This window comes from Desulfofundulus sp., assembly GCF_049701015.1.
Taxonomy (GTDB): Bacteria; Bacillota; Desulfotomaculia; order Desulfotomaculales; family Desulfovirgulaceae; genus Desulfofundulus.
In genome coordinates this window covers 1-25,562 of the sequence record NZ_JBNATZ010000010.1, presented here as the reverse complement: position 1 = coordinate 25,562, position 25,562 = coordinate 1, and the positions used below count along the sequence as shown (strand labels likewise).

General features: G+C 54.5%; 25 protein-coding genes. 22 read left to right on the top strand and 3 right to left on the bottom strand.

Annotation, left to right across the window (positions count from 1 at the left end; all coding sequences use genetic code 11):
- The 8 genes from ACPLUI_RS01560 to ACPLUI_RS01525 form a co-directional block, all read left to right on the top strand.
- The coding region (locus tag ACPLUI_RS01560) for a redox-regulated ATPase YchF (RefSeq protein WP_424658513.1) at positions 1 to 791 on the top strand (791 nt) is incomplete at its 5' end.
- A gap of 49 nt (positions 792 to 840) precedes the next feature.
- Positions 841 to 1,734 (top strand): radical SAM protein, encoded by an 894-nt coding sequence (locus ACPLUI_RS01555; RefSeq protein ID WP_424658512.1) that lies wholly within the window; start codon positions 841 to 843, stop codon positions 1,732 to 1,734.
- A gap of 149 nt (positions 1,735 to 1,883) precedes the next feature.
- Complete coding sequence (locus ACPLUI_RS01550; RefSeq protein ID WP_424658511.1) at positions 1,884 to 2,105, top strand: hypothetical protein; 222 nt, start codon at positions 1,884 to 1,886, stop codon at positions 2,103 to 2,105.
- 32 nt (positions 2,106 to 2,137) lie between these two features.
- Positions 2,138 to 2,464: a spore coat protein gene (locus tag ACPLUI_RS01545; protein ID WP_424658510.1), complete on the top strand. Its 327-nt coding sequence runs from the start codon at positions 2,138 to 2,140 to the stop codon at positions 2,462 to 2,464.
- A gap of 419 nt (positions 2,465 to 2,883) precedes the next feature.
- On the top strand, positions 2,884 to 4,431 hold the full coding sequence (locus ACPLUI_RS01540) for an acyl-CoA carboxylase subunit beta (RefSeq protein ID WP_424658509.1): 1,548 nt from the start codon (positions 2,884 to 2,886) through the stop codon (positions 4,429 to 4,431).
- Positions 4,432 to 4,444: 13 nt separating this feature from the next.
- On the top strand, positions 4,445 to 5,224 hold the full coding sequence (locus ACPLUI_RS01535) for an enoyl-CoA hydratase-related protein (RefSeq protein WP_424658508.1): 780 nt from the start codon (positions 4,445 to 4,447) through the stop codon (positions 5,222 to 5,224).
- Between the two features lie 36 nt (positions 5,225 to 5,260).
- On the top strand, positions 5,261 to 6,280 hold the full coding sequence (locus ACPLUI_RS01530) for a pyruvate carboxyltransferase (RefSeq protein ID WP_424658507.1): 1,020 nt from the start codon (positions 5,261 to 5,263) through the stop codon (positions 6,278 to 6,280).
- A gap of 149 nt (positions 6,281 to 6,429) precedes the next feature.
- Positions 6,430 to 7,059: an AAA family ATPase gene (locus ACPLUI_RS01525; protein ID WP_424658506.1), complete on the top strand. Its 630-nt coding sequence runs from the start codon at positions 6,430 to 6,432 to the stop codon at positions 7,057 to 7,059.
- 46 nt (positions 7,060 to 7,105) lie between these two features.
- Here ACPLUI_RS01525 and ACPLUI_RS01520 read toward each other — a convergent pair whose 3' ends face one another.
- Positions 7,106 to 9,274, bottom strand: a complete 2,169-nt coding sequence (locus tag ACPLUI_RS01520; protein ID WP_424658505.1) for a heavy metal translocating P-type ATPase — start codon at positions 9,272 to 9,274, stop codon at positions 7,106 to 7,108.
- Positions 9,275 to 9,287: 13 nt separating this feature from the next.
- A complete protein-coding gene (locus ACPLUI_RS01515) occupies positions 9,288 to 9,569 on the bottom strand; it encodes an ArsR/SmtB family transcription factor (RefSeq protein WP_424658504.1) in 282 nt (93 codons plus the stop codon).
- A 283-nt stretch (positions 9,570 to 9,852) separates the two neighbouring features.
- Here ACPLUI_RS01515 and rmuC point away from each other — a divergent pair, with 283 nt between their 5' ends.
- The 14 genes from rmuC (at position 9,853) to ACPLUI_RS01445 (ending at position 24,827) form a co-directional block, all read left to right on the top strand.
- Positions 9,853 to 11,229, top strand: coding sequence for a DNA recombination protein RmuC (gene rmuC, locus ACPLUI_RS01510; protein ID WP_424658503.1), 1,377 nt, complete (start codon positions 9,853 to 9,855; stop codon positions 11,227 to 11,229).
- Between the two features lie 60 nt (positions 11,230 to 11,289).
- Entirely contained in the window at positions 11,290 to 12,072 is a 783-nt protein-coding gene (locus tag ACPLUI_RS01505; protein WP_424658502.1) for a carbohydrate deacetylase, read from the top strand.
- Between the two features lie 183 nt (positions 12,073 to 12,255).
- Positions 12,256 to 12,999, top strand: a complete 744-nt coding sequence (locus ACPLUI_RS01500; protein ID WP_424658501.1) for an FCD domain-containing protein — start codon at positions 12,256 to 12,258, stop codon at positions 12,997 to 12,999.
- Positions 13,000 to 13,203: 204 nt separating this feature from the next.
- On the top strand, positions 13,204 to 13,677 hold the full coding sequence (locus ACPLUI_RS01495) for a DUF6917 domain-containing protein (RefSeq protein WP_424658500.1): 474 nt from the start codon (positions 13,204 to 13,206) through the stop codon (positions 13,675 to 13,677).
- A gap of 4 nt (positions 13,678 to 13,681) precedes the next feature.
- The gene (locus ACPLUI_RS01490) at positions 13,682 to 14,143 is read left to right on the top strand and encodes a RidA family protein (protein WP_424658499.1); all 462 of its coding nucleotides are present in this window, start codon (positions 13,682 to 13,684) and stop codon (positions 14,141 to 14,143) included.
- A 101-nt stretch (positions 14,144 to 14,244) separates the two neighbouring features.
- Entirely contained in the window at positions 14,245 to 15,708 is a 1,464-nt protein-coding gene (locus ACPLUI_RS01485) for a hypothetical protein (RefSeq protein WP_424658498.1), read from the top strand.
- Positions 15,709 to 15,776: 68 nt separating this feature from the next.
- The gene (locus ACPLUI_RS01480) at positions 15,777 to 17,078 is read left to right on the top strand and encodes an FAD-dependent oxidoreductase (RefSeq protein WP_424658497.1); all 1,302 of its coding nucleotides are present in this window, start codon (positions 15,777 to 15,779) and stop codon (positions 17,076 to 17,078) included.
- A gap of 164 nt (positions 17,079 to 17,242) precedes the next feature.
- The gene (locus tag ACPLUI_RS01475; protein WP_424658496.1) at positions 17,243 to 18,070 is read left to right on the top strand and encodes a pyrroline-5-carboxylate reductase family protein; all 828 of its coding nucleotides are present in this window, start codon (positions 17,243 to 17,245) and stop codon (positions 18,068 to 18,070) included.
- Positions 18,071 to 18,111: 41 nt separating this feature from the next.
- Positions 18,112 to 18,342, top strand: coding sequence for a hypothetical protein (locus ACPLUI_RS01470; RefSeq protein WP_424658495.1), 231 nt, complete (start codon positions 18,112 to 18,114; stop codon positions 18,340 to 18,342).
- Positions 18,343 to 18,360: 18 nt separating this feature from the next.
- On the top strand, positions 18,361 to 20,181 hold the full coding sequence (locus ACPLUI_RS01465; protein ID WP_424658494.1) for a cobalamin B12-binding domain-containing protein: 1,821 nt from the start codon (positions 18,361 to 18,363) through the stop codon (positions 20,179 to 20,181).
- On the top strand, positions 20,178 to 21,278 hold the full coding sequence (locus tag ACPLUI_RS01460) for a hypothetical protein (protein WP_424658493.1): 1,101 nt from the start codon (positions 20,178 to 20,180) through the stop codon (positions 21,276 to 21,278). Before ACPLUI_RS01465 ends, ACPLUI_RS01460 begins: the two co-directional genes overlap by 4 nt.
- Positions 21,279 to 21,296: 18 nt before the next feature.
- A complete protein-coding gene (locus ACPLUI_RS01455; RefSeq protein ID WP_424658492.1) occupies positions 21,297 to 22,256 on the top strand; it encodes a DMT family transporter in 960 nt (319 codons plus the stop codon).
- A gap of 279 nt (positions 22,257 to 22,535) precedes the next feature.
- On the top strand, positions 22,536 to 23,276 hold the full coding sequence (locus ACPLUI_RS01450) for a TerC family protein (protein ID WP_424658491.1): 741 nt from the start codon (positions 22,536 to 22,538) through the stop codon (positions 23,274 to 23,276).
- A gap of 162 nt (positions 23,277 to 23,438) precedes the next feature.
- Positions 23,439 to 24,827, top strand: coding sequence for a hypothetical protein (locus tag ACPLUI_RS01445; RefSeq protein WP_424658490.1), 1,389 nt, complete (start codon positions 23,439 to 23,441; stop codon positions 24,825 to 24,827).
- On the opposite strand, the gene ACPLUI_RS01440 is transcribed toward ACPLUI_RS01445, so the two are convergent.
- Positions 24,819 to 25,205 (bottom strand): hypothetical protein, encoded by a 387-nt coding sequence (locus ACPLUI_RS01440; RefSeq protein WP_424658489.1) that lies wholly within the window; start codon positions 25,203 to 25,205, stop codon positions 24,819 to 24,821. The genes ACPLUI_RS01445 and ACPLUI_RS01440 overlap by 9 nt on opposite strands.
- Positions 25,206 to 25,562 lie beyond the last annotated feature (357 nt).

Sequence of the window (25,562 nt, the reverse complement as noted above, 5' to 3'; positions counted from 1 at the left end):
ATGTGCTCCGGGCCTTTGCCAGCCCGGATGTTCCCCATGTGGACGGGGATGTTGACCCTCTGCGTGATCTCGAGACGGTTAATCTGGAGCTGCTCCTGGCTGACATGGAACTGCTGGAAAAACGCATTGAACGCATTAAATCGGGTAAAAAGATCAATAAAGAGGGCGCTCTGGAACTGGAAGTACTGGAAAAGTGCCTGGCTGCCCTGGAAAATGAGTTGCCTTTGCACAGGGTCGAGCTCAGCGGGGAAGAAAGGGCTCTGCTGCGCAATTATAATTTTTTAACTGAAAAACCCGTGATTTTAGTGGTCAATACCGATGAGGAGCAGTTTAAATCACGGCGGTATCCGGGGCGGGAGGCCCTGGAGGAAGCGGCTTCGGCCAGGGGCTTGAAAATGATTGAAATTTGCGGCCAGATGGAGATGGAAATCAGCCAGCTGTCACCGGAAGACCGGGCACTATTCCTGGCCGACCTGGGAGTTGAGGAGCTCGGTTCCGACCGGTTGGTGCGCAGTGCTTATGATGAACTGGGCTTGATTTCCTTTTTTACCGTTGGTGAGGACGAGGTCAAGGCCTGGACCATCCGCAGGGGTACTGAGGCCAAAAAAGCGGCCGGCAAAATCCATTCCGATATCGAGCGGGGGTTTATCCGGGCGGAAGTGGTGGCCTTTGACGACCTGTACCGTCTGGGTTCTATGGCCAGGGTCAAAGAAAAAGGCCTGGCCCGCCTGGAAGGTAAGGACTACATTGTCCAGGACGGAGATATCATAAACTTCAGGTTTAATGTTTAAGGCAAAAACGCACAATAGGGAAAATGGCAATTGGGGGCTTCTTCATATTATGGGCTACTGCGATCTTTTTCCGGACGAACTGGCGGCCCGGGTGGAAAAGGCGGTGGCACTCCTGGCTGACTGTACTGTTTGCGCCCGGTACTGTCGTGTGAACCGCCTCGAGGGGGAAAAAGGGTTCTGCCGGGCAGGGCGGCTGGCTGCGGTGAGCAGCTGGGGGCCCCATTTTGGCGAGGAGGAAGTCCTGGTGGGCCGTTACGGTTCCGGGACCATTTTTTTCGCCCACTGTAACCTGGCCTGCCGCTTTTGTCAGAACTGCGATATCAGCCAGTACGGGGAAGGCAATGAATTGACTGCCCGGGAACTGGCTGACGCCATGCTGGAATTGCAGGATATGGGGTGCCATAACATCAACCTGGTTTCACCCAGCCACTATGTGCCTCAGATCCTGGAGGCTCTGTACATGGCCGCAGGCGATGGATTAACCCTGCCGCTGGTTTACAATACCGGTGGATATGATGCCCTGCCCACTTTGAAACTCCTGGACGGAGTGGTGGATATTTACATGCCCGACATCAAGTTTGGAGACGACCGGGTTGGTGAGCGTTATACCGGCGCGCCGGCTTATTTTACGGTGGCCAAACAGGCGGTTAAAGAGATGCACCGCCAGGTGGGGGACCTGGTGGTGGATGAGAGGGGTGTGGCCGTCAGGGGACTGCTTGTGCGCCACCTGGTCATGCCCGGCGACCTGGCCCGTACCGGTGCGGTGATGAAATTCCTGGCTGAAGAAATATCTCCCCATACTTTTGTAAATATTATGGACCAGTATTACCCGGCTCATGAAGCCCGGCGTTACCCGGAACTTTCCCGCCGGATTACCCGGGAGGAATTCCGCCAGGCGGTGGAAATTGCCCGGGAATGCGGTTTGCAGCGGATTTACGCGTAGTGAAAAGTCATTTTTCAATGCCTGTACGGCGGTCTTGCCCGAACCATCAGGGTTCCCGGAATGACCGCCGTTTTTTTTACCTGCTTTTTCGGGTAGTGGTATAAAATACTTCTCCTGTGAAATACTAGGCCGCAAAGGAGGTGAGAACAGTGCAACAATGGCGGATGACCGAAATGGAGAAACTTCACATTATGGAACAGTTGAGGGCTGAGGAACTGTGCACCAGGAAAGCCCGCTTGTACCTCAATCAAACCAGGGATCCGGCTATCCAGGGCCTGCTTCAGCAGTGCATCGACAAAGGACAGCGGCATATCAGCGCCCTGAACAACCTGCTTCAGGATGCCGGGTTGCCGCGTATGGCGCAACACTAATTTAATAACATACAACACGGGAGGTGTTTAAAGTGCAATTTACCGACCGGGATATCCTGGCCGATATGCTGATCGGAGCCAAGATGATCTCCACGGGTTACCATACGGCCGTGCTGGAAGCAGCCAATGACCGGGTACGGAACACCCTTATCCAGATCAATAATGAGGAAATGAGTACCCAGAAACAGATCTTTGACCTGATGCACTCCCGGGGCTGGTACCCTCTCGACCCTGTTTTCACGGGTACGCCTATGGGACCTGAAGCCACCAATATCCGTGGGCCCGAGGGGACCATGGGGAGAATGGGTCCCGGAATGACCCCGGGGATGGCTCCGGGAATGGGTCCCGCGCAAATGTAACCGCTCGGGGTTCCGTAAGCGAATACGGCAGGAGTCTGCCTGGCAGACTCTACAGGTAAATGCAGGGAAGACAAAGGCCGGGGAGAAAAAGCCCGGTCTTTTTTCGTGGTGTAAACAATCAAAAACACCGGCTTTTAAGGCTGGTTTATAAAGCGGGTTCAAGGGCTTCAGCTGTAAACCTTGGGAACAATGTTCTGCAGCCGGGTCGGCACCTTTCGGGTGGTCAATTGCTGTTAGCCCTGCTTTTCCTGCCATTGAGGGGTGAGTTTTTGCTTATTAAGGGACCGGGACGTGTACTGTGCAGTCCTTTTGCATTACCTGGTGGTATGATGGTGGTCGGTACCGGAGTAAAAAGAGTCATATAAACTGCAAGGGCCAGTAGAAAGGCGATTTCAGGAGGAATCTAAGGAGATGAGACTATGGATGTCGTGGATTTGAAGGTCCTTGATGGCGAACTGGTGGGAAAAGCGTCGCGCATAAAAAAAGGCGGGGCACCCAAATATCACAGGAGCAATGCCGAGAAAGGCAAACTTTTTGCCAGGGACAGGTTGAAGCTCCTCCTGGATCCCGGCGCCCCTTTCTGCGAGGACGGCCTGTTTGCAAACAACCTGGCCGAAGACCTCCCCGCCGACGGGGTGATCACCGGTACGGGGAAGATCCACGGGCGAACCGTCTGTGTGATGGCCAATGATTCCACGGTCAAAGCCGGTTCCTGGGGCTGGCGCACGGTGGAAAAGATCCTGCGCATCCAGGAGATCGCTCTGGACATGAAGGTTCCCATGATCTACCTGGTCGACTCCGCGGGCGCGCGCATTACCGACCAGGTGGAGATGTTTCCAGGACGGCGTGGTGCCGGAGCCATCTTTTACAACGAAGTGAAGATGTCCGGCATGGTCCCGCAGATCTGCCTGCTCTTCGGCCCTTCCGCAGCTGGCGGAGCCTATATCCCCGCTTTTTGCGACGTGGTTTTCATGGTGGAGGGTAATGCCAGTATGTACCTGGGGTCCCCCCGCATGGTCGAGATGGTCATCGGGGAGAAGACCACCCTGGAGGACCTGGGGGGTGCCCGCATGCACTGCACGGTCAGCGGCTGCGGTGACCTGCTCTGTAAAACGGAGGAGGAAGCTATAGAAGCCTGCCGCCGTTACCTGACCTATATGCCCCAGAACTATTTGGGCCGGCCGCCCATGGCTCTGGAAGAGCCTCCCCTGGGAGGACGGGATATCGCCGATATCATACCCACCCGGGAAAGTGAGCCCTTCGACATGTATGAGCTGATTGACAGGATAATTGACCGCGGTACCTGGTTTGAAATAAAGAAACTCTTTGCGCCCGAGCTTATAACCGGCCTCTGCCGCCTTGGCGGCCGGGTGGTGGGTCTGCTGGCCAACCAGCCGCGGGAAAAGGGAGGCGTGCTCTTTGTGGACTCGGCCGACAAGGGGGCCCGGTTCGTTACCCTTTGCGACGCCTTCAATATTCCCCTTTTGTTCCTTGCCGACGTCCCGGGGTTCATGGTAGGGGGGTATGTGGAGCGGCAGGGTATCATCCGCCACGGGGCCAAGATGATTTCCGCCGTTTCGGAAGCCACGGTGCCCAAAATTTCCGTCATTGTGCGCAAGGCTTACGGTGCCGGTCTTTACGCCATGTGCGGTCCGGCCTTTGAGCCCGACTGCTGCCTGGCCCTGCCCAGCGCCCAGGTGGCCGTGATGGGGCCCCAGGCGGCGGTCAAGGCCGTTTATGAGAACAAGATCAATGCCCTGCCCCCGGAGGAAAGGCCGGCTTTCATCCAGCAAAAACAGCAGGAATACTTAAAAGACGTGGACATTTACCGGCTGGCCTCGGAATTGGTGGTGGACCATATTGTGCGGCCCGGGGACTTACGGGCGGAACTGATCGCCCGCTTCAGTCTTTACGAATCTAAAAGACAGCATTTTTCCGAGCGCAAGCACCCGGTTTATCCGGTATAAGGGAGGGCGGCGGATGGATTACGAAACCATCAAAGTCGAGCGGGGGAAAATCGGCATCATTTCCTTTAACCGGCCTCATGCTTTGAATGCCCTGAGCACGCAGATGGCCCGGGAACTGGTGATGGCCCTGGAGGAACTTGAACTGGACGACGGGGTGTTTGCGGCGGTGCTTACGGCCGAAGGGGACCGGGCGTTTTGCGTGGGGGCCGACTTGAAAGAGAGAAAGAACATGACCAGGGAAGAAATGAAGAAGCAGAGGGCCCTGTTTGTGAAAGCCTTTGAATCGGTGGTGGCATTTTCCAAGCCCCTGGTGGCGGCCGTTAACGGCTATGCCCTGGGCGGGGGATGTGAATTCGCACTGGGTTGCGATTTTATCATCGCCTCGGAAAAGGCGTCCTTCGGCCTGCCGGAAGTAAGCCTGGCCATTATCCCCGGCGGGGGAGGGACCCAGCTGCTACCCCGGATAATTGGCCGTAACAAGGCCAAGGAACTCATTTTTACCGGCAGGCGCATATCCGCGGCCGAAGCCTGCCGGCTGGGTATGGTCAACCTTGTGGTCCCGGCGGAAAACTTGATGGCCAGGACCATGGAAATTATGAATGAGATAGTGCAGAACGGGCCCATTGCCCTGCAGCAGGCCAAGCGGGCCATAAATTTGGGGCTGGAACTGGACCTCCATACAGCTTTTGCCCTGGAGGCCGAATGCTATAACGTCTGCCTGGCCACGGAAGACCGGGACGAAGGTCTGCGTGCCTTCAATGAAAAGAGAAAGCCGGTGTACAGGAACAGGTAGTCCTTTGAGCGGGGATAAATACGAGGAGGGATGGGTATGGCGGAGCTGAAATATCCTGAAAAGGTGGTTCTGGGTGAGATTACCGTACGAGACGGCTTCCAGCACGAAGAAAAGTTCATCCCCACCATGGCGAAACTGTGGGTGCTGGAGCAATTGATCCTGGCCGGTTTCAAGCGTCTGGAGGTGACCAATTTCGGCAATCCCCGGGGAATGCCCCAGTTTGCCGATGCGGAAGAGCTCTTCAAGCTCATCCGTACCAGCAAAAAGGTGCAGGATAAACTGCCCGGGGTGGAACTGACGGCCGTAACCATCCGGGAAAAGGCGGTGGACCGGGCTATTCGTGCGCGGCAGGAAGGGTACGGCCCGGACCGTATCCTCATGATGGTGTCCACTTCCGAATCCCACCAGATCAAGAACTCCGGCCTGGACCACAGGGCCTACTGGGCGGAAGTTGAGCGCTGCATTAAAAAGGCACACGATGCGGGGATGAAGTTCAACGGTACCGTGAGCACCATCTGGGGATGTCCCATTGAAGGGCCCACGGACATAAAGGCGGCCATCGAGGTTACCAGGCGTTTTTTGGAACTGGGAGCCGACGATATTGAACACGCGGACCATGACGGTTCCGCACCGCCCAACCGGGTATACCAGTATTTTTCCATGGTTCTGGACGCTTTTCCAAACCCGGACCTGCACATCGCCCACTTCCATGTGACCCGGGGCTGGGGACTGGCCAATGTGCTGGCCGCCCTGCTGGCCGGCATCAACCATTTTGAAAGTACGATGGGCGGCATCGGCGGCCAGCCGGCCAACTTTGTCGACGGCGTGCCCGTTGCTGGCACCGGTTCATATTACTACCAGGACCCCAACATTGTGGGGCTGGTCTGCACCGAGGATATGGTGGTGATGATGGACGAGATGGGCATTGATACGGGGGTGGATGTGGACCGGGTGCTGGAGATAGGGCGCATGGTGGAGAAAATTGTGGGCAGGCGGCTGCGCAGCGAGTGTATCCGCACCGGCCGCATCCCTAAAGGTCCCACGGGGCACAGGTAGGGGAAAGGTTGGTCAAGGACTTAAACGGCCTCTGGCGCCGGGCTGGCGCTGGGGCCTCTTTTATTTCGCTTCATTGTTCATCGCGAAAGGGAACTGGCAGCCCTCCGGCGAATGTTTAAGCAAACCCTGGAGGAAGGAGGAGTAAGAGTATGGCTGCAGGCAAAAAGACCAGAAAGATTGCCATTCTTGGCGGTCCGGGTACGGGTAAGACAACGTTGTGTAAACAGCTGGATGTTGACTACAGCATGGCCGGTTATATAAGTGACGTATGCCTGGAATTTGCCCGTTCGTATATTGCCTGGTACGGGGTGCCGGCGAGCATTTTTGAACAATTTTTGCTCTACGAGGGACAGAAACGCCGGGAAGAGGAGCTTTCCTACTGTGACATCATTTTCTGTGATAATGCCACGATTTTGAATTATGTGTACGGCCTGTTGAGCTGTGATTTCAAAAACCCCAAGGAAGTCTATGCCTTGATGAAACTGTACGAGTGGGCCATGCGGGACCTTCCCGAGTATGACATCTTTTACGTGCCACGGGAGTTTGATGTGGAAAAGGATGGTATAAGGTACCAGGACAGCGATTTTGCCGTGGTGGTGGATGCCAAGATAAAGAATTTCCTGGACATCATGAATGTGCCCTATACTATCGTCAGAGGGGACCTGGAGACCAGGGTGAAAACGGTTAAAGAGAAGATCGGTTTTGTGGAAAAGCGCAAGCGCTGTTCGGGTATCCACGAAGTGGCGCTACGAAACGATGATGGGAGCTGTACTGTTTAATGGTTTTCAATGAGAAAGGGCGGCCGTTTTGATGGGAAGACCGCCCTCAGTTGTTCACGTCTGAGCAGGTCCGGCCCTCCGGGGCCGTCCCTTGATGTAATCCATCTTGTTCTGCATCCTGCTTTAATGTCGTGCAGGGAGTTTTATCCCGCGTGGCATTGAGGATGGCCAGCAGGGCGACTCCCACGTCGGCAAAAACAGCCTCCCAGATGGTGGCCAACCCCAGGGTTCCGAGGCCCAGGAAGAACGCTTTCATGCTCAGGGCCAGCATGATGTTCTGTTTGACAATTGTCTTCGTGTGGCGGGCAATTTCCATGGCCGTGGCCAGTTTGCAGGGGGCATCCTCCATGAGCACCACGTCGGCGGCTTCAATGGCCGCATCGGAACCCAGCCCGCCCATGGCCACACCAACGTCGGCCCTGGCAATGACCGGGGCGTCATTGATGCCATCTCCGATAAAGGCCAGTTTTTGCCCGGGTGGCAGGTCGGCCATCAGTTCTTCCACCTGACGGAATTTGTCCTCCGGCAGGAGCCGGGCATAATATTGTTCAATGCCCAGCGTTTCGGCCACCTGACGGGCGGCCCTATCCTCGTCGCCGGTCAGCATGACCACTTTCTTCACCCCGAGGGCCTTCAACCTGTCGATGGCCTGGCGGGCACCGGGTTTGATTTCGTCGCTGATCACGATGTACCCGGCCAGGATGCCGTCAATGCCCACAAATACCGTACTGCCTTCTAAGCAGTCGATGCCGTGAGAAATCCCCTCCCGCTCGAGCAGGTGGTTTCCCCCGACCACAACGTTTTTCCCTCCGACCCGGGCCAGGATCCCGTACCCCGGGATTTCCCGGTAGTCGCTTACAATGTCCGGGGGAATTTCCCGCCCCCAGGCCCGCCGTATGGACTGTGCCACGGGGTGGGTGGAATAAGCTTCTGCCGCCGCGGCGTAAGCCAGCACTTCCTCCTGTTGAAAGCCGTTTTGAGCGACCACCCGTTTGACCCGAAAAACTCCCCGGGTCAGGGTTCCCGTTTTGTCGAAGACCACCGTATGCAGGCTGGCCAGAGCGTCCAGGTAACTGGCCCCCTTGACCAGAATCCCCTGGCGGGAGGCCCTGCCGATGCCTGTAAAATAAGACAGGGGTACGGAAATGACCAGCGCGCAAGGACAGGAAACGACCAGAAAAATCAGTGCCCGGTATAGCCACCGGTATGATGTGGCGCCCGGTACCACCAGCGGGGGTATAAGGGCCAGCGCGAGGGCTCCCAGTACCACTGCCGGGGTGTAGTAGCGGGCAAATGTGGTGATGAACTTTTCTACAGGAGCTTTTCTGGCCGCGGCATTTTCCACCAGTTCAAGTATCCGGGCTGCGGAGGAGTCCTTGAAAGGCCTGGTTACTTTCACGGTCAATAGACCCTCGCCATTGATCATCCCGGCCAGGACTTCCTCTCCCTTTTCCACCCTGCGTGGTACGCATTCTCCCGTCAGCGCCGAGGTGTCCACAAAAGATGTCCCTTCCACAACTTCACCATCCAGGGGTATCATTTCGCCCGGGCGGACCACAATGGTCTGGCCTGTCAAAACTTCCTCCGGTTTTACCTGCCTTGTTTCTCCGTTTACCAGCACGTTGGCGTGATGGGGACAGATATCAAGAAGGGCGGCTATCGAGCGGCGGGACCGGTTGACGGCTCTTTCCTGGAAGTACTCACCGATGGCATAAAAGAGCATTACCGTCACTGCTTCCGGTAACTGGTGAATGGCTATAGCTCCGAGGGTGGCCAGGCTCATAAGGAAATGCTCGTCAAAGACTTTTCCGCGCACAAGATTTTTAAGTGCGGTCCGGAGGGTCTCCCCCCCTGCCAGCAGATAGGCGGCGAGCAGGACCACGTATTCAGCCCAGGAGTAAGGGGTCTTGCGCAAAAGGTCCTGGCAAAGAAGGCCTCCTAACAGGAGAACGGAGGGAATGCCGATTACCATGAGGTTTCTTTTCCTGCTCGCATTTTCCTCCGCCTGTCCGGACCTACCGGTTTCTACCAGTGTGACTCCGGGTTTAACGCGGTGAATCGCCTCCTGGGCCTGCCTTACCAGTTCCGGAGGTAGTTCCAGGGTACGGTTGGCAAAGTTGATGGCAGCCTGCTCCAGACCCTTGATCTGTTGCAGTTCTTGCTCTATTCTGGCTGCGCAGCTGGGGCAGTCCAGACCAACCAGGGTGTAGCGCATGGATATGCTCCTTTCACCGTTCTTCCGCAAAGTGTTCCTGTGCTTCACGGATCAGGTTGACGATATGGTCGTCGTCCAGGGAGTAAAAGACCATTTTCCCTTCCCGGCGGTACTTGACCAGGCGCATTGCCTTCAGCAGCCGGAGGTGATGGGAAACCGCGGGCAAACTCATCTCCAGAATTTCGGCCAGGTCGCACACGCAGAGTTCCCTGTGCGACAGGAGGTAGAGGATCTTGGTGCGGGTTTCATCACCCAGGACTTTAAAGAGTTCCGACAAGCCGGCTACTTCCAGCATTTTACCCTTGAGCTCTTCAACCGCGGTGGATACGCAAAAGGTTTCGCAGATGTCTTTATTGGGATTGTTGGGACCGGATCTGTTCGTATTAATTCCTCCTTTTACTATTAAACAGTTGCTTAATTGAATTATAATTTTCTTAAAACCCCCCTGTCAAGCGCTCAATCTATTTTCCCCAATGTAATCACTGGGCGGGGGGTGTCTGCCGGTTGTTGCCCCAGTGCCCGGCCTGGGGTAAAATTGAGGAGGATGGGGTTTTCAATAAGGAGATGATCTCTCGAGTATGTTTGAAGTCCTCTACCTGCTGGTGGGAATGATTATCGGGGTGCTGGCCGGCCGGCTGTGGGCCGGTATTCGTATGCGGGCCCTGTCGGCCGAGGTTGTGGCTGCCCGCAGCAGGGCGATGACGGCGGAAGGTGTCAATGCCGAGTTGCGCCAGCAGTTAAGCCAGGTGCAGCAGGAATTAAATGAGCTCCGCCAGCAAGTTGTCCGGGAACACCAGGCCCGGGTCAGGGCGGAAACTTCCCTGGAAGAGACCAGAAATAGCCTTACCGAGCAGAAAAGACTCCTTGCTGAAGCCACGCAGCGCCTTACCGATACCTTTAAAGCTCTTTCTGCCGAAGCTTTGAAAAGCAACAATCAGGCTTTCATTGCACTGGCCCGTCAGGTGCTGGAAGGCCTGGTTGTGGAAGCCCGGGGCGACCTCGAAAAGCGGCAGGAAGCTATCGATGCTCTTATCAAGCCCTTGAAAGAGGAACTGGTCCGGTATGAAGCCCAGGTACGGGCCATGGAAAATGCCCGCCAGGAAGCTTATGGAAGCTTGAGAAGGCAGCTTGCGGAGCTCAGCCAGGCCCAGCAACTGCTGCACAGGGAGACGAGCAACCTGGTGAACGCCTTGAAAACACCCCGGGTGCGGGGAAGATGGGGGGAAATAACCCTGCGGCGGGTGGTGGAAGTGGCGGGCATGTCCCCATACTGCGATTTTGTAGAACAGGTTTCGGTGGAAACGGAAGGAGGCCGTTTGCGTCCCGACCTGGTAGTAAAGCTTCCCGGGGGGAGGATGGTGGTCGTGGATGCAAAGGTCCCGCTGAAGGCCTACATGGAAGCCGTTGAATCTGCTGATGAAAACGCGTGGCGCCTGGCCATGCAAAGACACGCCCAGGCAGTACGCGCGCACATGCAGTCCCTGGGTTCCAGGTCCTACTGGAGCCAGTTTACGCCCGGCCCGGATTTCGTAGTTCTTTTTTTGCCAGGTGAGTCATTTTTCAGCGCTGCTGTGGAGCAGGACAGGGGGCTGATAGAAGATGCCCTGGCCAGCCGGGTACTGCTGGCTACACCCACCACTTTAATTGCCCTGTTGCGTACCGTGGCTTTGAGCTGGCAACAACATCAGATGGCTGAAAACGCCAGGCAAATTGCCGAAGCGGGCATGGAGCTCTACGAACGGGTGTGCAAGTTTGCCGGGCACCTGGCTAGAATAAAGGATGGCCTGCAAAAGGCCACCCAGTCTTTTAACAATGCTGTCGGTTCCTGGGAGAGCCGGGTGGTGCCGGGGGCCAGACGCTTAAGAGAGCTGGGAGCCGCTATGCCGGGCAAGGAGCTTTTGCCCTTAAACCAGGTGGAAATTGCGCTGCGGGAATTACCCCTGGAGCGGGAGTGAGTGTGGGGGGTCGTACTCTGAAGGACGCAGGTGAAAGATGGCAGAAAGGGGGCGGTTGCTGTGCTGCTCATTGTCAACGCCGATGACTTCGGTTACACGGTGGGTGTCAACCGGGGAATTATTAAAGCGATGGAATGCGGGGTGGTTACCAGTACCAGCCTGATGGTCAACCAGCCGGGGACGGGGGATGCCCTGGCTTTTTTGCAGCAGGGAATGCTGGAGACTGCTGGAGTACACCTTTGCTTGACGGCGGGGAGGCCCGTAAGCGATCCGGCAGCTGTACCTTCGCTGGTAGACAGCCGGGGACGGTTTAAAGGAAAGGATGCTCTCCTGTCGGGGCACTTGAACGGCGAGGAAGTGAGGCGGGAGTTTATAGCTCAGGTGGAAAAAGTCAGGATGGCGGGGGTACGCGTCAGCCACCTGGATACACACCACCATGTCCATGCCCACCCCGTAATATTGGAAGCCCTGGCGGACGTGGCCCGGAGCTACGGGCTGCCTGTGCGCAGTCTGGACCCTTCCATGCGCGGGATACTTGCCCGGCGGGGTATTCCAGCTCCTGACTGCTTTTGCGGCCACTGGTTTGGTGAACAGGTTTCTGCAGAATTGTTTCACCGGTTTGTGACTGCCGGCCTTCAGGGGGGTGCCAGGGTGATGGAGTTGATGACCCACCCCGGTCTGGTGGACGAAGAGTTGAGGCGGCGGAGCAGTTACACCTGGCAGCGGGAGAGAGAACTGGCCATTCTCTGCGACCCTGCCACCAGGGAATGGCTGTTTGAGCAGGGAGTCAAGCCGGGGAGTTACCTGGATCTTACATACTCAGTACTCAGAAGGTCAGATTGACAGTCTAAATTTTCACAGGTAAAATAAAATTTGCAGGCATATAAGTTAGTTTGTTGATTTTTGTTTTTTCTAAAAGATTTGGTCTACTTCCATGCTTTCAAAGATCATCCATCATCACCGGTTTGCATCCTGAAAGTATCGGTAAAATAGTCCGTCTTTGCTATAGGAGTGAAGGAACAGGAAATGGATGAAATTAAAGTGGATGAAATAAAAAAGCATGAAATCGAAGTTTTAAGGATCCTCAATAATGAAAGCGCTCCAGTGGGCTCCGGGCAGCTGCGCAAGCTCCTGGTGCAGAGGGGATTCAAGTTGAGTGAAGCCACGGTAGGCAGGATTCTCAGCGAAATGGACCAGAAGAATTTGACCATAAAGTATGGATACCGGGGCCGTTTAATTTCCGAGCGTGGCCGGGAGTTATTGGAAGCCATAGATCATAATACTCAACTGAATCTAAACAGCGCGCGCTTTATACGTATTCTTAACTCTCAGAGGCAGGAAGATCTGATCGACATGCTGGTGGCCAGGAGGGCCATAGAGAGGGAGCTGGCCAGCCTGGCGGCAGTGAAAGCTACCGATGCTGAAATAAGCCTGATGGAAGCCGTCCTGCGGGAACAGGAACGGCTGGCCGCTCAAAATGAGATGTCTGCCGAGCAGGATGCCAGGTTTCACCGTTTAATTGCCACCGCGGCTAAAAATAAAGTGCTGGCTGCCGCCCTGGATTTAATTCGCCAGGGCCGTCAGATGTCAATGATCCTGGAGTATATCCGCAGGGAAGTCAGGGGAACGCTGGCGGTGGAACATGCCCGCATTTTAAGGGCCATCATTAACCGGGATCCTGCTGGTGCGGAGCAGGCTATGGTGGACCATATTGAAAGCTTGATATCCGATGTGCATAAATACTGGCGCATGACCCGCCTGGAGATGTAGGCGCGGCTTCGTTAAGGATTTGAGCTTATTATCCGGTAGAAATTATGCTACCGGATTTTTTATTTGGGCAAAAAATTTTTGATAAAAGCAGGAATACCGGTAGGCGAGGTCGAATATAATACCTCACCAAAGATGAGGAGCGCATATCCGGTGAAGGATGCCGGTAATAGAGGAACAGCAGGCATATAACTCTCCGGCTCCGGGATGTCAGGAGGGTTAGGGGGGGGGATAGAGGGGACTATGGGCGATCCATACAGGGAAAAGATGTTCAGCACCAACCCCTATGCATGTAAAAGGGAAGTGGAAGGTAAACTGGTGGTCGTCCTGCAGGGCAGGCTGGAAAACCGCGGGTTGCATTTAATTACACCCATTTCCAGGGCGGTGCTGAAGAATGAAATCCATGAATTGATTGTCACCGACGAAGAGGGAGTGGGGCCGGGAAGTGATGTGCAGAGAATAGCATATCTGGGTTTTGTAGAAGTTAAGTGTGGGGGCGTGCTGGTGAGCGGGGATGAAGTGAGCTGCAACGGTATGGTACTCGGCCAGATTGCCGGGTTTGACGAAACCCATCTGCCGAATCACCTGAACATAGTGCTCTATTCCCCCAGACGGCTTGACGGTGTGGAGCTGGGTTTGCAGCTCGAGTCAACCATAAAAATAAGAAGTCGAAAGGAGTGACTGCATGTTCGAGGCCAGGCTGAAAGAACTCGGTATCGAGCTACCGGCGGTACCCAGGCCCGTAGCTTCTTACGTGCCTGCAGTTAAGGTGGGCGACTTTGTTTTTACCTCCGGGCAAATCCCCTTCGTCAATGGTGAGCTTCGCTACAGGGGGAAACTGGGCGGCGAACTTTCGGAAGAAGATGGCTACCAGGCAGCCCGCATTTGTGTCTTGAACTGCCTTTCTGCTGTTAAACAGTTGATCGGCAGCCTGGACAACATTGAGCGCATCATAAAGGTGACCGGGTTTGTAAACAGTACCGCGGGGTTCAACCGGCAGCCCTTTGTGGTTAACGGGGCGTCCGACCTGCTGGGTGAGATATTTGGCGAAGCAGGATATCATGCCCGGTCGGCAGTTGGGGTAAATGAGCTGCCTCTGGATGCGGCGGTTGAGGTGGAGCTTATTGTCAAACTCAAGGACGCTTGAGGCAGTACTTCAAGCTGCCGTTGTCATCAACTCGAACGGAGAAGCTATTGCAGGGTTATTGTCTATCTGATATACAAAATCATTCTGTGGAGGGCAAAACGATGAGTGAGTTCAAGTATAAGTTTCAAATGTACAGGCATTTGCAGGCCAATATTGCCAACATTTACGCTGAAGCCCGTAAGGCCGCCGACGAGATCGGCATCCCGAAAGAGATAAGGGGTAAATTTGGCCTGACCGGTGCCATTTCAGGCTGCCCGGCACCGCTGCGCAGGGATATCATTGAGGCTTCCGAGAAAGGAGCTACCGAAGTTATCCCCCTGGCCAGGCTGGTGGATGAGATCCGGGAAATCGTTAAGGATGTATACGGTGATGAATATGACGCCGCCCCCACCAGCACTTGTGAGGCTGCCCTGTGGGTTACCTTTGACGCCCTGTTTACACCGCCCATGATGGGCCGGGGTGATAATTACCGGGCCCGGTATATTGCACCTTATGAAAAGCACATGCACCACCAGGCCAGCTATGGCCGTCCCTTCCCGGGCTGGTTCAAGGACTATCTGGCCGACCGGGGTTGCACGGCAGGTGAGCTGGGTTTCTATGGTAAGCGGCAGAACAACCTGGACGTCATCATCGTGCCCCTGCCGGGAGCCCGTTACGATGTACACGGCATCAAATACCACCCGGTACCCCTGTTGACGGAAGTGGAACCCCACGCCGCCCGGGAAAAAATCAAATCCGTTGCTGAAATTCACGCTCCCATGCTGACGGGCATTACTTCCCTGGGCTATGATACCCCGGGTTATGGTTACGGGGTGAAGGACGATAATGGTACCCCGGTGCTGCAAAAAATCCTGGCTGAAATAGCCCACCAGTACGATATCCCCTATGTGGTGGACAACGCCTGGGGGCTGCCCTTTGTGGGTCATGACCCCAGGAAGACGGGGGCCGACGTGGTTGTTTACAGCATGGACAAGGCTACGGGTGCAGCCACCAGCGGGCTGATCATAGGTAAAGAGCAGTATATGGTTCCCATCAGGCGGGCGCTGGGAATGCACGGCGACCGTTATGGTACTACTGCTTCTTACGGCAAGGCGGCCTATGTTACCTTCGACCCGGGCAAGGAAGCCCTGCTCACCCAAATACAGGCCCTGAAGGTCTTAAGGGACCGGCCGGAGGTGCTCACCCGCCCGGTGGATGATCTGGAGAAGATTGTCACCGAAGAATTTGACAAACTCCCGGCCAAACTGCGGGCAGGCATCACCATCAATAAATCCTATAACTCCGCGGCAGTGGAGGTCAACTACGAAGGCACATGGAAAAACGGAAAGCTGGGCATACCCGTGTTCTCCATCGAGGATATGTATGCGGGGACCAACATTTTCCAGAGCGGGCTCTCCCAGATGGGGATTATACCTACGATTGCTTATGACGCCAATATTTTCATCTCTCCCGGGTTGGGTACCACCGATGAGGAAGGCATGCTCAAGGAGAAGGAAGCCCGGTATGCCATCCAGGGCCTGGTGCGCCTGATTGAGATTGTCTGCAAGTATGCGGGGATTATTTAAAGCCGGAGTTTATAAAAAAGGCGGGTAGTGCGGATATTATTGAGAATTAATTGAAGGAGGTTGGGAATGTGGTCAGAGTGGTTATAGGAGGCGGGGGCTGGGCCGGGACGGGTGCTGCCGTGGCGGCGGCCCAGGCCGGGGCGGAAGTTACCGTTCTGGAAAGGACCGACATGCTGCTGGGTACCGGTCTGGTAGGAGGGATTATGCGCAACAACGGCCGGTTTACTGCTACGGAAGAAGCCATTGCCATGGGCCTGGGCGATATCTTCCATGTCGTGGACCAGTGTGCCCGGCATAAAAACGTGGACTTTCCGGGCCACAGGCATGCCACCCTCTATGATGTAGCCAAAATTGAGCCGGCCATCAGGCACCTGCTCCAGAAAAAAGGGGTTCAGGTACGTACCCGCAGCCGGGTCAAGGACGTAATCATGGACGGCACTCGCATCCAGGCGCTGGTTCTGGATTCCGGTGAAAAGGTGGAAGGGGATGTATTTATAGACACGACCGGTAGTGCCGGCCCCATGCCCAACTGTACCAAATATGGCAACGGCTGTGCCATGTGCATCCTGCGCTGCCCAACGTTTGGCGGCCGGGTGAGCATTGCAGCCAGGGCGGGGGTCAAGGAGTTCATGGGCCGGAAGGCTGACGGTTCCATCGGCGCCATGAGCGGTTCCTGCAAACTGCACAAAGAATCACTGGACAAAAAGATAGTTGAGCAGCTGGATAAAGAGGGTGTGGCGGTCATCCCCATTCCCGAGCACCTGCGTAAAGGCAAGGATATTCTGGCCAAGAAGGCCTGCCAGCAGTATGCGCTGGCGGAGTTTGCCGAAAACATCATTCTTCTGGATACGGGTCATGCCAAGCTGATGTCCCCCACTTACCCCCTGGACATGCTCAGGCAGATTCCGGGCTTTGAGAATGCCCGCTTCGAAGATCCTTACGCCGGCGGTATTGGCAACTCCATGCGTTATATGGCTATGGCCCCCCGGGACAACGCCCTGAAGGTGGAAGGGGTGGACAACCTTTTCTGCGCCGGTGAGAAGGCCGGTCCCATGGTGGGGCACACTGAGGCTGTGGTTACAGGCGGCCTGGCCGGTCACAACGCGGTACGCTATGCTCTGGGCGAGGAACTTTTAGTCATACCGGAAAATCTGGCTATAGGTGACTTCATTGCCCACGTTAATGAAAAAATCAAATCCGGTGAAGGTCTGGGGCAGAAATTTACATTCTCCGGTTCGGTATATTTCCAACGGATGGTAGAAAAGGGCCTGTACACCACTGACGTGGAAACTATCAGGCAGCGGGTGGAAGAGAATGGAATGGCCCGCATTTTTGGCCGACCTCTGGTTCAGAGACAGCTGGTCATCTAAGGTCCCTGCCACCTGAACCGGCGACCGGAACATGGTGAGGCGTGGCGTGCCCCTTGTGTGGTTTTGTCACCCGGCGCAGGGGGTACGCTGCGCATGTAACCCGAATATGGTCCCCCCTTTTTTGTTTATCTGTACCCGGAAGCAAAGAAGGAGGTGAAAGTTAAGTGAATATTGGTGTAATCGGTACGGGAAATCTGGGCCGGATGTTAATTGATAGTTTCATAAAAAACAGAATTTTCCCGCCGGAACGCATTTATATTTTTAACCGCACGGCTGAAAAAGCTGAAAGGATTAAAGATGTTTATCCCGGCATCAATCTGGCACGGAGCAGCAGGGATGTCGTTGAAAAAGGGGACTGGATATTTATCTGCGTCAAACCGCCGGATCTGCCGTCACTTTTAGGAGAAACGGGGACAAGCTTTCCGGAAAATAAACTTATCATTTCAACCTTGCTGGTTCCCTATTTGGAACATTTGGACACCATTTTGAAGGGGAAGATTATCAGAATTTACCCCAGTATTACCCAGAGTACCGGTTATGGTGTTACGCTTGTCACCTTTGGTAAACGTGTGGCAGATGCTGAAAAACAGGAGTTGCTGAATTGTTTGAACCGTATGGGTAAAGCTTTTGAAATTCCGGAAAAGTATTTCCGTATTGCCGGTGATATTACCAGTTGTGGCCCGGCTTTTATGGCTTTTATGACGGCTTCACTGGCCCGTACCGCACAAAAATATGGCCTGGATGAGGAATTGGCTCTTGAGATGGCCGGGGAAACCATGCTGGGAACCGCCCTGTTAATCAAGGAAAAACAGTTTTCTTTTCAGCAGGTGATTGAACAGGTAGCCACTCCTGGAGGCTGCACAGCAGCAGGCATTGAGGTTTTAAATCGTGACCTCTACCCTATCATAGAGAATGTATTTCTTGCCACCAGGGAAAAAGAAAACGAAGTTTCAAACAATGTCATGAAATGCCTGGATACGCTAAATAGATGACATCACCCGTCCCAAAAAAGCTTGTTTGGAGGAAGAGGCAGATGGAAAGAGTCCTGGATAGGGTTATGGATGCCCTGGACCTGGAAACTTTTTTGGTCTGTGACAGTGAAGAGGAGGGACGCCGTCTGATCCTCCAGCTGCTGCAGGATATGGGTTTTAAGGATGCAGACGTTGTTTTCATTCAATTTCAGGGGCCGGGGGTGAGGGTACGGGCCAGGGCCTACGTACATCGTTCCGGGGATGTTTATGGATGGCTGAAAAACCAGAATTAAGCTAAAGGAAGTGGTCGCATGACGGTTAAAAAGGTACTGCTGGTGCCCCTCGACCCGGTTCATGATGTGGGATTGAAAATGATCCGCCGGGGCCTTCAGGAAGCAGGCCATGAAACCATTCTTCTCCCCCCGGATATGAGTGTGGAGGAAGTGGTCCAGGAAGTGCTGAAAACCTGTCCGGATACGGTTCTGATCAGCCGGACCCTGGGTTACGGTGTGGCCGAATTGCTGGCCAGGCTGGTGGACCTGATGGATGCTGTAGGAGTAAGGGAGAAGGTACGCCTGGGTGTGGGAGGCATGGCCATCAGGCCGGAACTGGCTGCGGAGCTGGGATTTGATGGCGGCTTCGGACCCGGTACTACGGTGGAAGAGGCCCTGGCCTTTGTGGAAGGCCGCGAGTACCAGCCCGACCGGGGCAGTACAGCTAAACAAAAGCAGGACCTGACCGCCGGCTATGCCTATACCTACCGTCATGAAGGGATCCGGCGGAAGCTTAAGACAATTACCGGTATGATCCTGGAGTGGGCGGAAAATAAAACCTCTCCCGGTGTGAGAAGGGCGGCTGTGCGTGATGAGCTGTGGGACGTGGTCCGGTGGCGCAATTACGAGCCCATGACGGACTTTTTACGGGAATATGTTCCCCTGTGCGGGGAGCTGGCCCAGAATTATTACTTAAAGGGCATTTTTCCGCCCAAAACCCGGCGTTTTACCAGGGAAGAGGTGGCAGCCCTGGAAGACTATTTAAGCCGGACCAGGGAAAAGATGTTGCTGTCCCGCCTGCAGCACACCCGTAACAGGCCGCTGGTTTTTAACCAGTACGGTACCGGCTGCCCCTTTATGGACATCGGTCATATCAAGGCCAGTGAAGGGTGGGGCGCTGACGGGGTGATCCACTTCGACCCGTCCTGGGGTGCCCGGACCGAGGGGCTTTTTGATGGTTTCCTGACCCACGAGGAAGACGGTACGCTGATTACGCCGGCCAATCTGAACAGGATTAAAATGTCTCTGGAGCCCGGTACCCTCTGGCAGGTGCGTGCCCACCGGGGGTTGAATACCCCTGAAACGGTGGTGCTGGCCGGTAAAATTGGCGCTGACCTGACCAAGATTAATATTTGCTACGGTGCCCTGGGCGCCGGTACGGACCCGGCCAGGCTGACCGTGGACGGCGTGTGGGCCATACGCTATGCAGCTAAATACAATATGCCTTTTGACGTGGTCACCAACGAAGAATTGTGCGGCGTGCCTGCTTACAAGGCTTTCGCGGGCATGCTCATTACCGCCGACCTGGGCCTTGCCCTGGGGGGTAAACCCATCCTCCAGCCCCTCTTCTGCTATTCGCCGGAAGTCATGATTGGCGGGATGATGGAGGATAACTATGTGGAGTATAACGCGGCCAAGGTGCTGGCGTTGCGGAAAATCATCGATGCTCCCATCTGGCCTGGTGCCCCCATCGGCTTTTTAACCCATACCGAGGACCGGGTGCAGTCATCGGCTACCACAGCCTTCCATGCTTGTGCGGCGGCCATGCTGGGTGTGGACGCCATTACCATTGCCTCTTCCGATGAGGCATATTCGGGCGGCCCCATCAGTGTTCCGGCTAAAATTGATACCCTGCGGGCGGTAAAAGAGGGCTTCAGGTTCTTTGGCCACATGGAACTGGCCATGACAGAGCGGGCGGAGCAATGGAGCGATGAAATTGTCAGTGGCATTGAAAACGTATTGAGCCAGGTGGTGGAAAAGGGCGACTTTGTCCAGGCTCTTTATGACGGTGTGCTGGGCAGCAGGGAAGACGGTGCTTATCCCGGCCGGAACGGCAGAGGTACAGTGATTGAAATATGAAAAAGATAACCGTCGGCATTGCAGGTACGGCTAAAAATACGGGCAAAACCACCACCACCATCACGCTGCTCAATCACTTTTACGAACTGGGTACGCCGGTAGGTCTTACCAGTATCGGCTATGACGGGGAAACGGTGGACAATGTTACCGGCCTGCCCAAGCCCAGGCTTTTTGTGCGCCCCGGTCTGATGGTGGCCACTGCTGAAAAATGCCTGCTGGCCGGTAGTGCCGGTGTCAGGGTGCTGGACAGGCTTGAGATAGGCACTCCTCTGGGCCGGATCGCCTGCGGACGGGTCGAGCGGGAAGGTCTGCTGGTGGTGGCGGGACCCAACCAGGTCAAACATGTCCGTACCACTATTGATTATTTTTACCGTCAGGGGGTCGAGCTGGTCATTCTTGACGGGGCTCTGAACAGGATGGTGCCCATGGTAGAAGCCGACGGCCTGATCCTGGCCACAGGGGCGGCCTTTAACCAGGATATCTCTCAAGTGGCACTGCAGGCACGTTATTTCAGTGTGATCTGTAACCGACCACGGGTGGTCCCCCTGCCGGAAGGGATACCGGATGACAGGCAGACGGTTGTCTGGAGCCCCGGCGGTGATGTGCTGGCTTTTACCAGCGGTTCCCTCTTCCGGGCGGAACAGCTTGAGCCCTTGCGGGAGACAGCCTCGCAGGCTGCGGGATTTTACTGCCCGGGAGTAATTGCACCCGATTGCTTGAAACAACTGCTGAAAATGCCCTTTCCACCCGGGACCACTTTTATCTTTGCCGACCCGGTTAAGCTCATTATCAGTGGGAACCCCGCCTCGGCGGTGCACTTTATTGAAGCTGTGCTCGCCCGGGGGGGAGCGGTCGGTTACCGGCGTTCCCTGCCTCTTGTGGCCGTTACCATCAACCCTTTCTACCCAAGTTACCGCTACGAAACCGGGGATTACCGGCCGGCTTATGTGGATGGGGAAAAGCTTTTCCGGGAGGTATCAGCCTTGGCGGGAGTGCCGGTGTTTGATGTGGTGGCCCGGGGTGGGGAGGGGCTGGCCTCCCTGTTGCGGGAGCTGGCCTCCCCTAAAATCCCCCTGGGGGGTTGCTCCCTCAATTAGAATCGGGGTGTTATTTACATGGCAAGAAGCTGGCGTTCCCCCCATTTGCTGCTGGTGCTCTCCACCATGTTCTGGGGGGCCAATGCCGTGGTGGGCAAGCTCTTGAGCAACCAGCTCCCCCCTTTTACTTTAAATGCCCTGCGGTGGGTGGTGGCCGCGGCCATCCTGGTTCCCCTGGCCTGGCGGAGGGAAGGGGAAACCCTCCGGTACTACTGGCGTTCCCAGTGGCGGTTGCTGGCCGTTATGGCTGTAACGGGGGTGCTGGGTTTTAACGCCCTGGTGTACCTGGGTGTGCATTATACCTCGGCTATCAATGCGGCATTGATCAACAGTTCTGCTCCCATTATGATTGCCCTGCTTTCCTTTCTCTTTTCAGGTGAAAGGTTGTCCGGGCGGCAGGTGCTGGGGATGCTGGCGGCCCTGGCCGGGGTAATCTGGATCCTGAGCAAGGGAGACCTGTCCCTTATTCTGTCCCTGCATTTCAATTACGGGGACCTGATCATACTGGTGGCCATCCTGCTGTGGAGCATCTATTCCCTGGCAGTGCGCCGGGTGGTCAAGTACATGTCCAACCTGGCTGCTACCACCATCAGCAGTTTGCTGGGGCTGGTTTTCCTGGTTCCCATATCCCTCTGGGAGATAAAAAGTAAAAACCCGGTTCACATTGGCTGGGAAACTCTGGCCGGTGCGCTTTACCTGGGGGTTTTCTGCTCGGTGCTGGCCTTTTTATGGTGGAATTACGGGGTCGCCAGGCTGGGTCCGGCCGGGGCGGCTGTTTTTATGTACCTGACTCCTTTGTTTACCGTTTTGCTCTCGTTCATCATCCTTGGTGAGGTAATAGAGGCCAGCCAGGTAACCGGCGGGCTACTGGTGATGCTGGGGGTTTACCTGACCTCGTCGAGCGGCGGGGAAAAACGCAGGCGGTCGGACCGCCGGGTGAAAGCCCTTAATACGGAGTATCATAAAAAAGTTATATAAGCGAAAAGATTTTAAAATAATACAGAAAGGAAAACCAAGAAAAAAGTCGAATATAATAAACAATCATCATCAATGATGAGGGCTTGCTGAAAACGTAATTACGCCGGGCGGACGTTTAAGAATTCTATATGCTGTTATTTTTTGAGGGGGAGGGGAGGAAAATGTAAATAAGTGTCGAAATATTGGGTAAGAATACTCATCATTGATGAGCCAAAAAAATTTTAACTTTATATTATTATACTATTTTTTCGATTAATATTAAAACCAGGAGAGTTGTCAATGGTATCAATACTGGCGGCAGTTTTTAGCATTGTGGTGATCAACCTGGTCTTGAGCGGGGACAATGCGCTGGTTATCGCTCTGGCTTGCCGTAGTCTGCCTGTATCAGATCAGAAAAGAGCCATTTTTATAGGCACTTTTGGTGCCATCGCCCTGCGGGTAATTCTGACCGTAGCTGCCGTTTATCTTTTAAAGATTCCTTTTTTACAGGTGGCAGGCGGCCTGTTGTTGATATGGATTGCAATCAAGCTACTCCTGGAGGATGATGAAGAGAAAAATATATGTGAGGCCGGTTGTTTTTGGGATGCGGTCAAGACCATAATTATGGCTGACTTTGTCATGAGCCTGGATAATGTCCTGGGTGTAGCCGCGGCTGCTCGGGGTAATATCATGTTGCTGGCCTTCGGGTTGGCCTTAAGTATACCCATTGTCGTTGCGGGTTCCAGCTTAATCATTTTGATTATGAGACGATTCCCGTTTGTGGTAGACATCGGTGCAGCTATCCTGGGCTGGACCGCAGGAGAGATGATTTTAAAGGACAAGTTTGTTCATTCTTACATGGGGAATGAGCTTTTGGAAAAGGTGGTTCCCGCAGCGGTGGCCGTTCTGGTGGTTCTGGTGGGCCACCTGTCTGCAAGACGCCGGAGACAATCAAGTGTCGAAGAAAAGGAACTAAACCGGGTTATCTTGAAACGGGCGAGAACGCAACGGGTAAAAACCAAAACTTTCGAAAACCATTAGGTCCTCAAATTTTCCATAAGTGAATGAGTTATTTTTCACTATTGGAGGTGGGATATGGAAGAAGGGTAAAAGGGGACTCTACAATCATTCAAAAAAAATACCTGCACTGTTAACTTTCAGGTTAACTCAATTGTTAAATTAACTCGTAGAGGAGGAATGTTAATGGGTGCTGGCGGATTAACAGCGGTTCACTGGTTGTTTCTTTTCTGGGTACTGGTGATCATTGTGGTCATGGCTATGCGCAAGGATCCCATTATACCCTGTGTCCTGGGAATTCTGACGGTGGGGTGGCTTTTTAAGAAAAGTTTCATAGGTGCCATCAGCACTGTCTTCTCCGCTTTGATAGTGGCCGGCAATGAGTTCTGGGGCATTATAGTCATAATTTCGCTTATAGTTTCACTGTCTAAATTGCTCTCTGAAACGGGTGCTGATTACTTAATTATGAAACCGGCCGCCCGGTTGATGGTAAGTCCGGGGATTGCTTTCTGGGTACTGGGCTTTGCCATGCTTCTTGCTTCCTGGTTTTTCTGGCCTTCTCCGGCGACAGCTTTGATTGGTGCTATCATGTTGCCTGTAGCGGTACGGGCGGGATTGCCCGTTATGGCAGGGGCTATGGCCATGAATCTGTTCGGGCACGGTATAGCCCTTTCCACGGACTATGTGATTCAAGGGGCACCCACCATTACGGCTAAAGCGGCTGGTTTTACTTCTCCCACTCCCGTGATGTCGGCCAGCCTGCCTCTGATCATTACGATGGGGCTGGTGACCACTGTTACCGCCTATATTATGATCAGACGCGATATGGCCTCCAATCACGAACTTCATGCAGCCGAGCGGGAAGCTTTCCTGGCCAATAACGGGCAGCAGCGGGAGATGAACTGGGTATCATATTTCCTGGCTATCATTACTCCCCTTGCCTTTGCCCTGGATGTCGTGGCCATGCTGGTCTTTAAGCTCAGGGGCGGTGATGCTACTGCTCTGCTGGGGGGTACGGCTGCATTGATTTTAGCCCTGGGCAGCTACATGCGTTTCGGTAACGAGGGGCTGGAGAAAGTTACCGATTACCTCCGTGAAGGTTTCATGTTTGGCATCAAAGTATTTGCACCGGTACTGGTAATCGGGGGATTCTTCTTCATGGGTAAAGGTGAACTGGCGCAGGTCATCCTGGGTCAAGGAGCTACCGGCCTCCTGGAGGATTTGGGTCTCGTTTTGTCCCATGCCGTACCGGTCAATAAGATGTTTGCCGCCCTGGTTACTATGGTTACCGGTATTGTGGTGGGTATGGATGGTTCGGGCTTTTCTCCTCTACCGCTGGTGGGTAGCGTAGCCGGTACATTTGCTCTGGCCATCCCGGCTATCAACAAGGCCACCCTGGCTGCTCTGGGACAGTTGGCTGGCGTATGGACCGGAGGCGGCACCATCATTCCATGGGGCCTGATTCCGGTGGCAGCCATTGCCGGGGTTAACCCCATTGAGCTGGCCAGGAAAAACTTCCTGCCTGTGGTCATCGGGTTTATTGCTACTTTTATTGTGGCTCTGTTTTTACTGTAAATACCAGATGATCAGTTTCCCCTTAAAAGAAGGTGGTAAGTTATTTACCGCCTTCTTTACTTCATGGGACCTGCCGGCTATGAATAACAGGTCGCAGTCCGCATCCACTGGCCCGGTCAGTCCGGTCAGAGATCCGCGTGTCACCTGGTTATCTCTGGAGCGCAGCGCCTGTACCAGTTCGTCCAGCGGCTGTTCTGCCAGCTCTTTGTTCGCGAGGAGCAATATGTGCCGGTGCCGGGCGGCGGCCAAAAACCTGTACCCCCAGAACGCGTTGCCCAGGGGTTTCATCTCTACTGATTGATTTGTCAGCAAAACATGAGGGCAGGCATCAAAGGTCAGAATGAAGGAGGAACCATCATCCCGACACGGATTCAACAAAATTCCCTTTAGAGTGGTTATCATGCCCGTAAAAGATTTCAACTGGAAGATTGTGCCCGGGGGAAAGAGTGTGAAGCCCGGGGGTGGATTCAGTAGAATACCCGATGCATGGGGAAATCGGCTGATGTGTATAATGGTGCCTGCTCCGGTGTACCCGGATGTAGCGGCTCTACAAAACACGGCCTTCACCCACTTTTCATGCTTTTTATAAAGTTTATGCAGGAATAAAATAAAAGAGAATCGATTCAGGGGGAGCGTGCAGGGCGGATCTGACGGAGATGGGCAAAAAGGGAGTGGACAAAAAGAAAGTATATCCTGTAGCCGGGGGGTGGGGAATATAGAACCGACATTAATTAT

Bases quoted from the DNA above. Each gene is read 5' to 3' on its own strand.
- ACPLUI_RS01555 (WP_424658512.1), top strand. From the start codon at position 841: ATGGGCTACTGCGATCTTTTTCCGGACGAACTGGCGGCCCGGGTGGAA.
- ACPLUI_RS01540 (WP_424658509.1), top strand. From the start codon at position 2,884: ATGGATGTCGTGGATTTGAAGGTCCTTGATGGCGAACTGGTGGGAAAA.
- ACPLUI_RS01535 (WP_424658508.1), top strand. From the start codon at position 4,445: ATGGATTACGAAACCATCAAAGTCGAGCGGGGGAAAATCGGCATCATT.
- ACPLUI_RS01530 (WP_424658507.1), top strand. From the start codon at position 5,261: ATGGCGGAGCTGAAATATCCTGAAAAGGTGGTTCTGGGTGAGATTACC.
- ACPLUI_RS01525 (WP_424658506.1), top strand. From the start codon at position 6,430: ATGGCTGCAGGCAAAAAGACCAGAAAGATTGCCATTCTTGGCGGTCCG.
- ACPLUI_RS01520 (WP_424658505.1), bottom strand. From the start codon at position 9,274: ATGCGCTACACCCTGGTTGGTCTGGACTGCCCCAGCTGCGCAGCCAGA.
- ACPLUI_RS01515 (WP_424658504.1), bottom strand. From the start codon at position 9,569: ATGCTGGAAGTAGCCGGCTTGTCGGAACTCTTTAAAGTCCTGGGTGAT.
- rmuC (WP_424658503.1), top strand. From the start codon at position 9,853: ATGTTTGAAGTCCTCTACCTGCTGGTGGGAATGATTATCGGGGTGCTG.
- ACPLUI_RS01500 (WP_424658501.1), top strand. From the start codon at position 12,256: ATGGATGAAATTAAAGTGGATGAAATAAAAAAGCATGAAATCGAAGTT.
- ACPLUI_RS01495 (WP_424658500.1), top strand. From the start codon at position 13,204: ATGTCAGGAGGGTTAGGGGGGGGGATAGAGGGGACTATGGGCGATCCA.
- ACPLUI_RS01490 (WP_424658499.1), top strand. From the start codon at position 13,682: ATGTTCGAGGCCAGGCTGAAAGAACTCGGTATCGAGCTACCGGCGGTA.
- ACPLUI_RS01485 (WP_424658498.1), top strand. From the start codon at position 14,245: ATGAGTGAGTTCAAGTATAAGTTTCAAATGTACAGGCATTTGCAGGCC.
- ACPLUI_RS01470 (WP_424658495.1), top strand. From the start codon at position 18,112: ATGGAAAGAGTCCTGGATAGGGTTATGGATGCCCTGGACCTGGAAACT.
- ACPLUI_RS01465 (WP_424658494.1), top strand. From the start codon at position 18,361: ATGACGGTTAAAAAGGTACTGCTGGTGCCCCTCGACCCGGTTCATGAT.
- ACPLUI_RS01460 (WP_424658493.1), top strand. From the start codon at position 20,178: ATGAAAAAGATAACCGTCGGCATTGCAGGTACGGCTAAAAATACGGGC.
- ACPLUI_RS01455 (WP_424658492.1), top strand. From the start codon at position 21,297: ATGGCAAGAAGCTGGCGTTCCCCCCATTTGCTGCTGGTGCTCTCCACC.
- ACPLUI_RS01450 (WP_424658491.1), top strand. From the start codon at position 22,536: ATGGTATCAATACTGGCGGCAGTTTTTAGCATTGTGGTGATCAACCTG.
- ACPLUI_RS01445 (WP_424658490.1), top strand. From the start codon at position 23,439: ATGGGTGCTGGCGGATTAACAGCGGTTCACTGGTTGTTTCTTTTCTGG.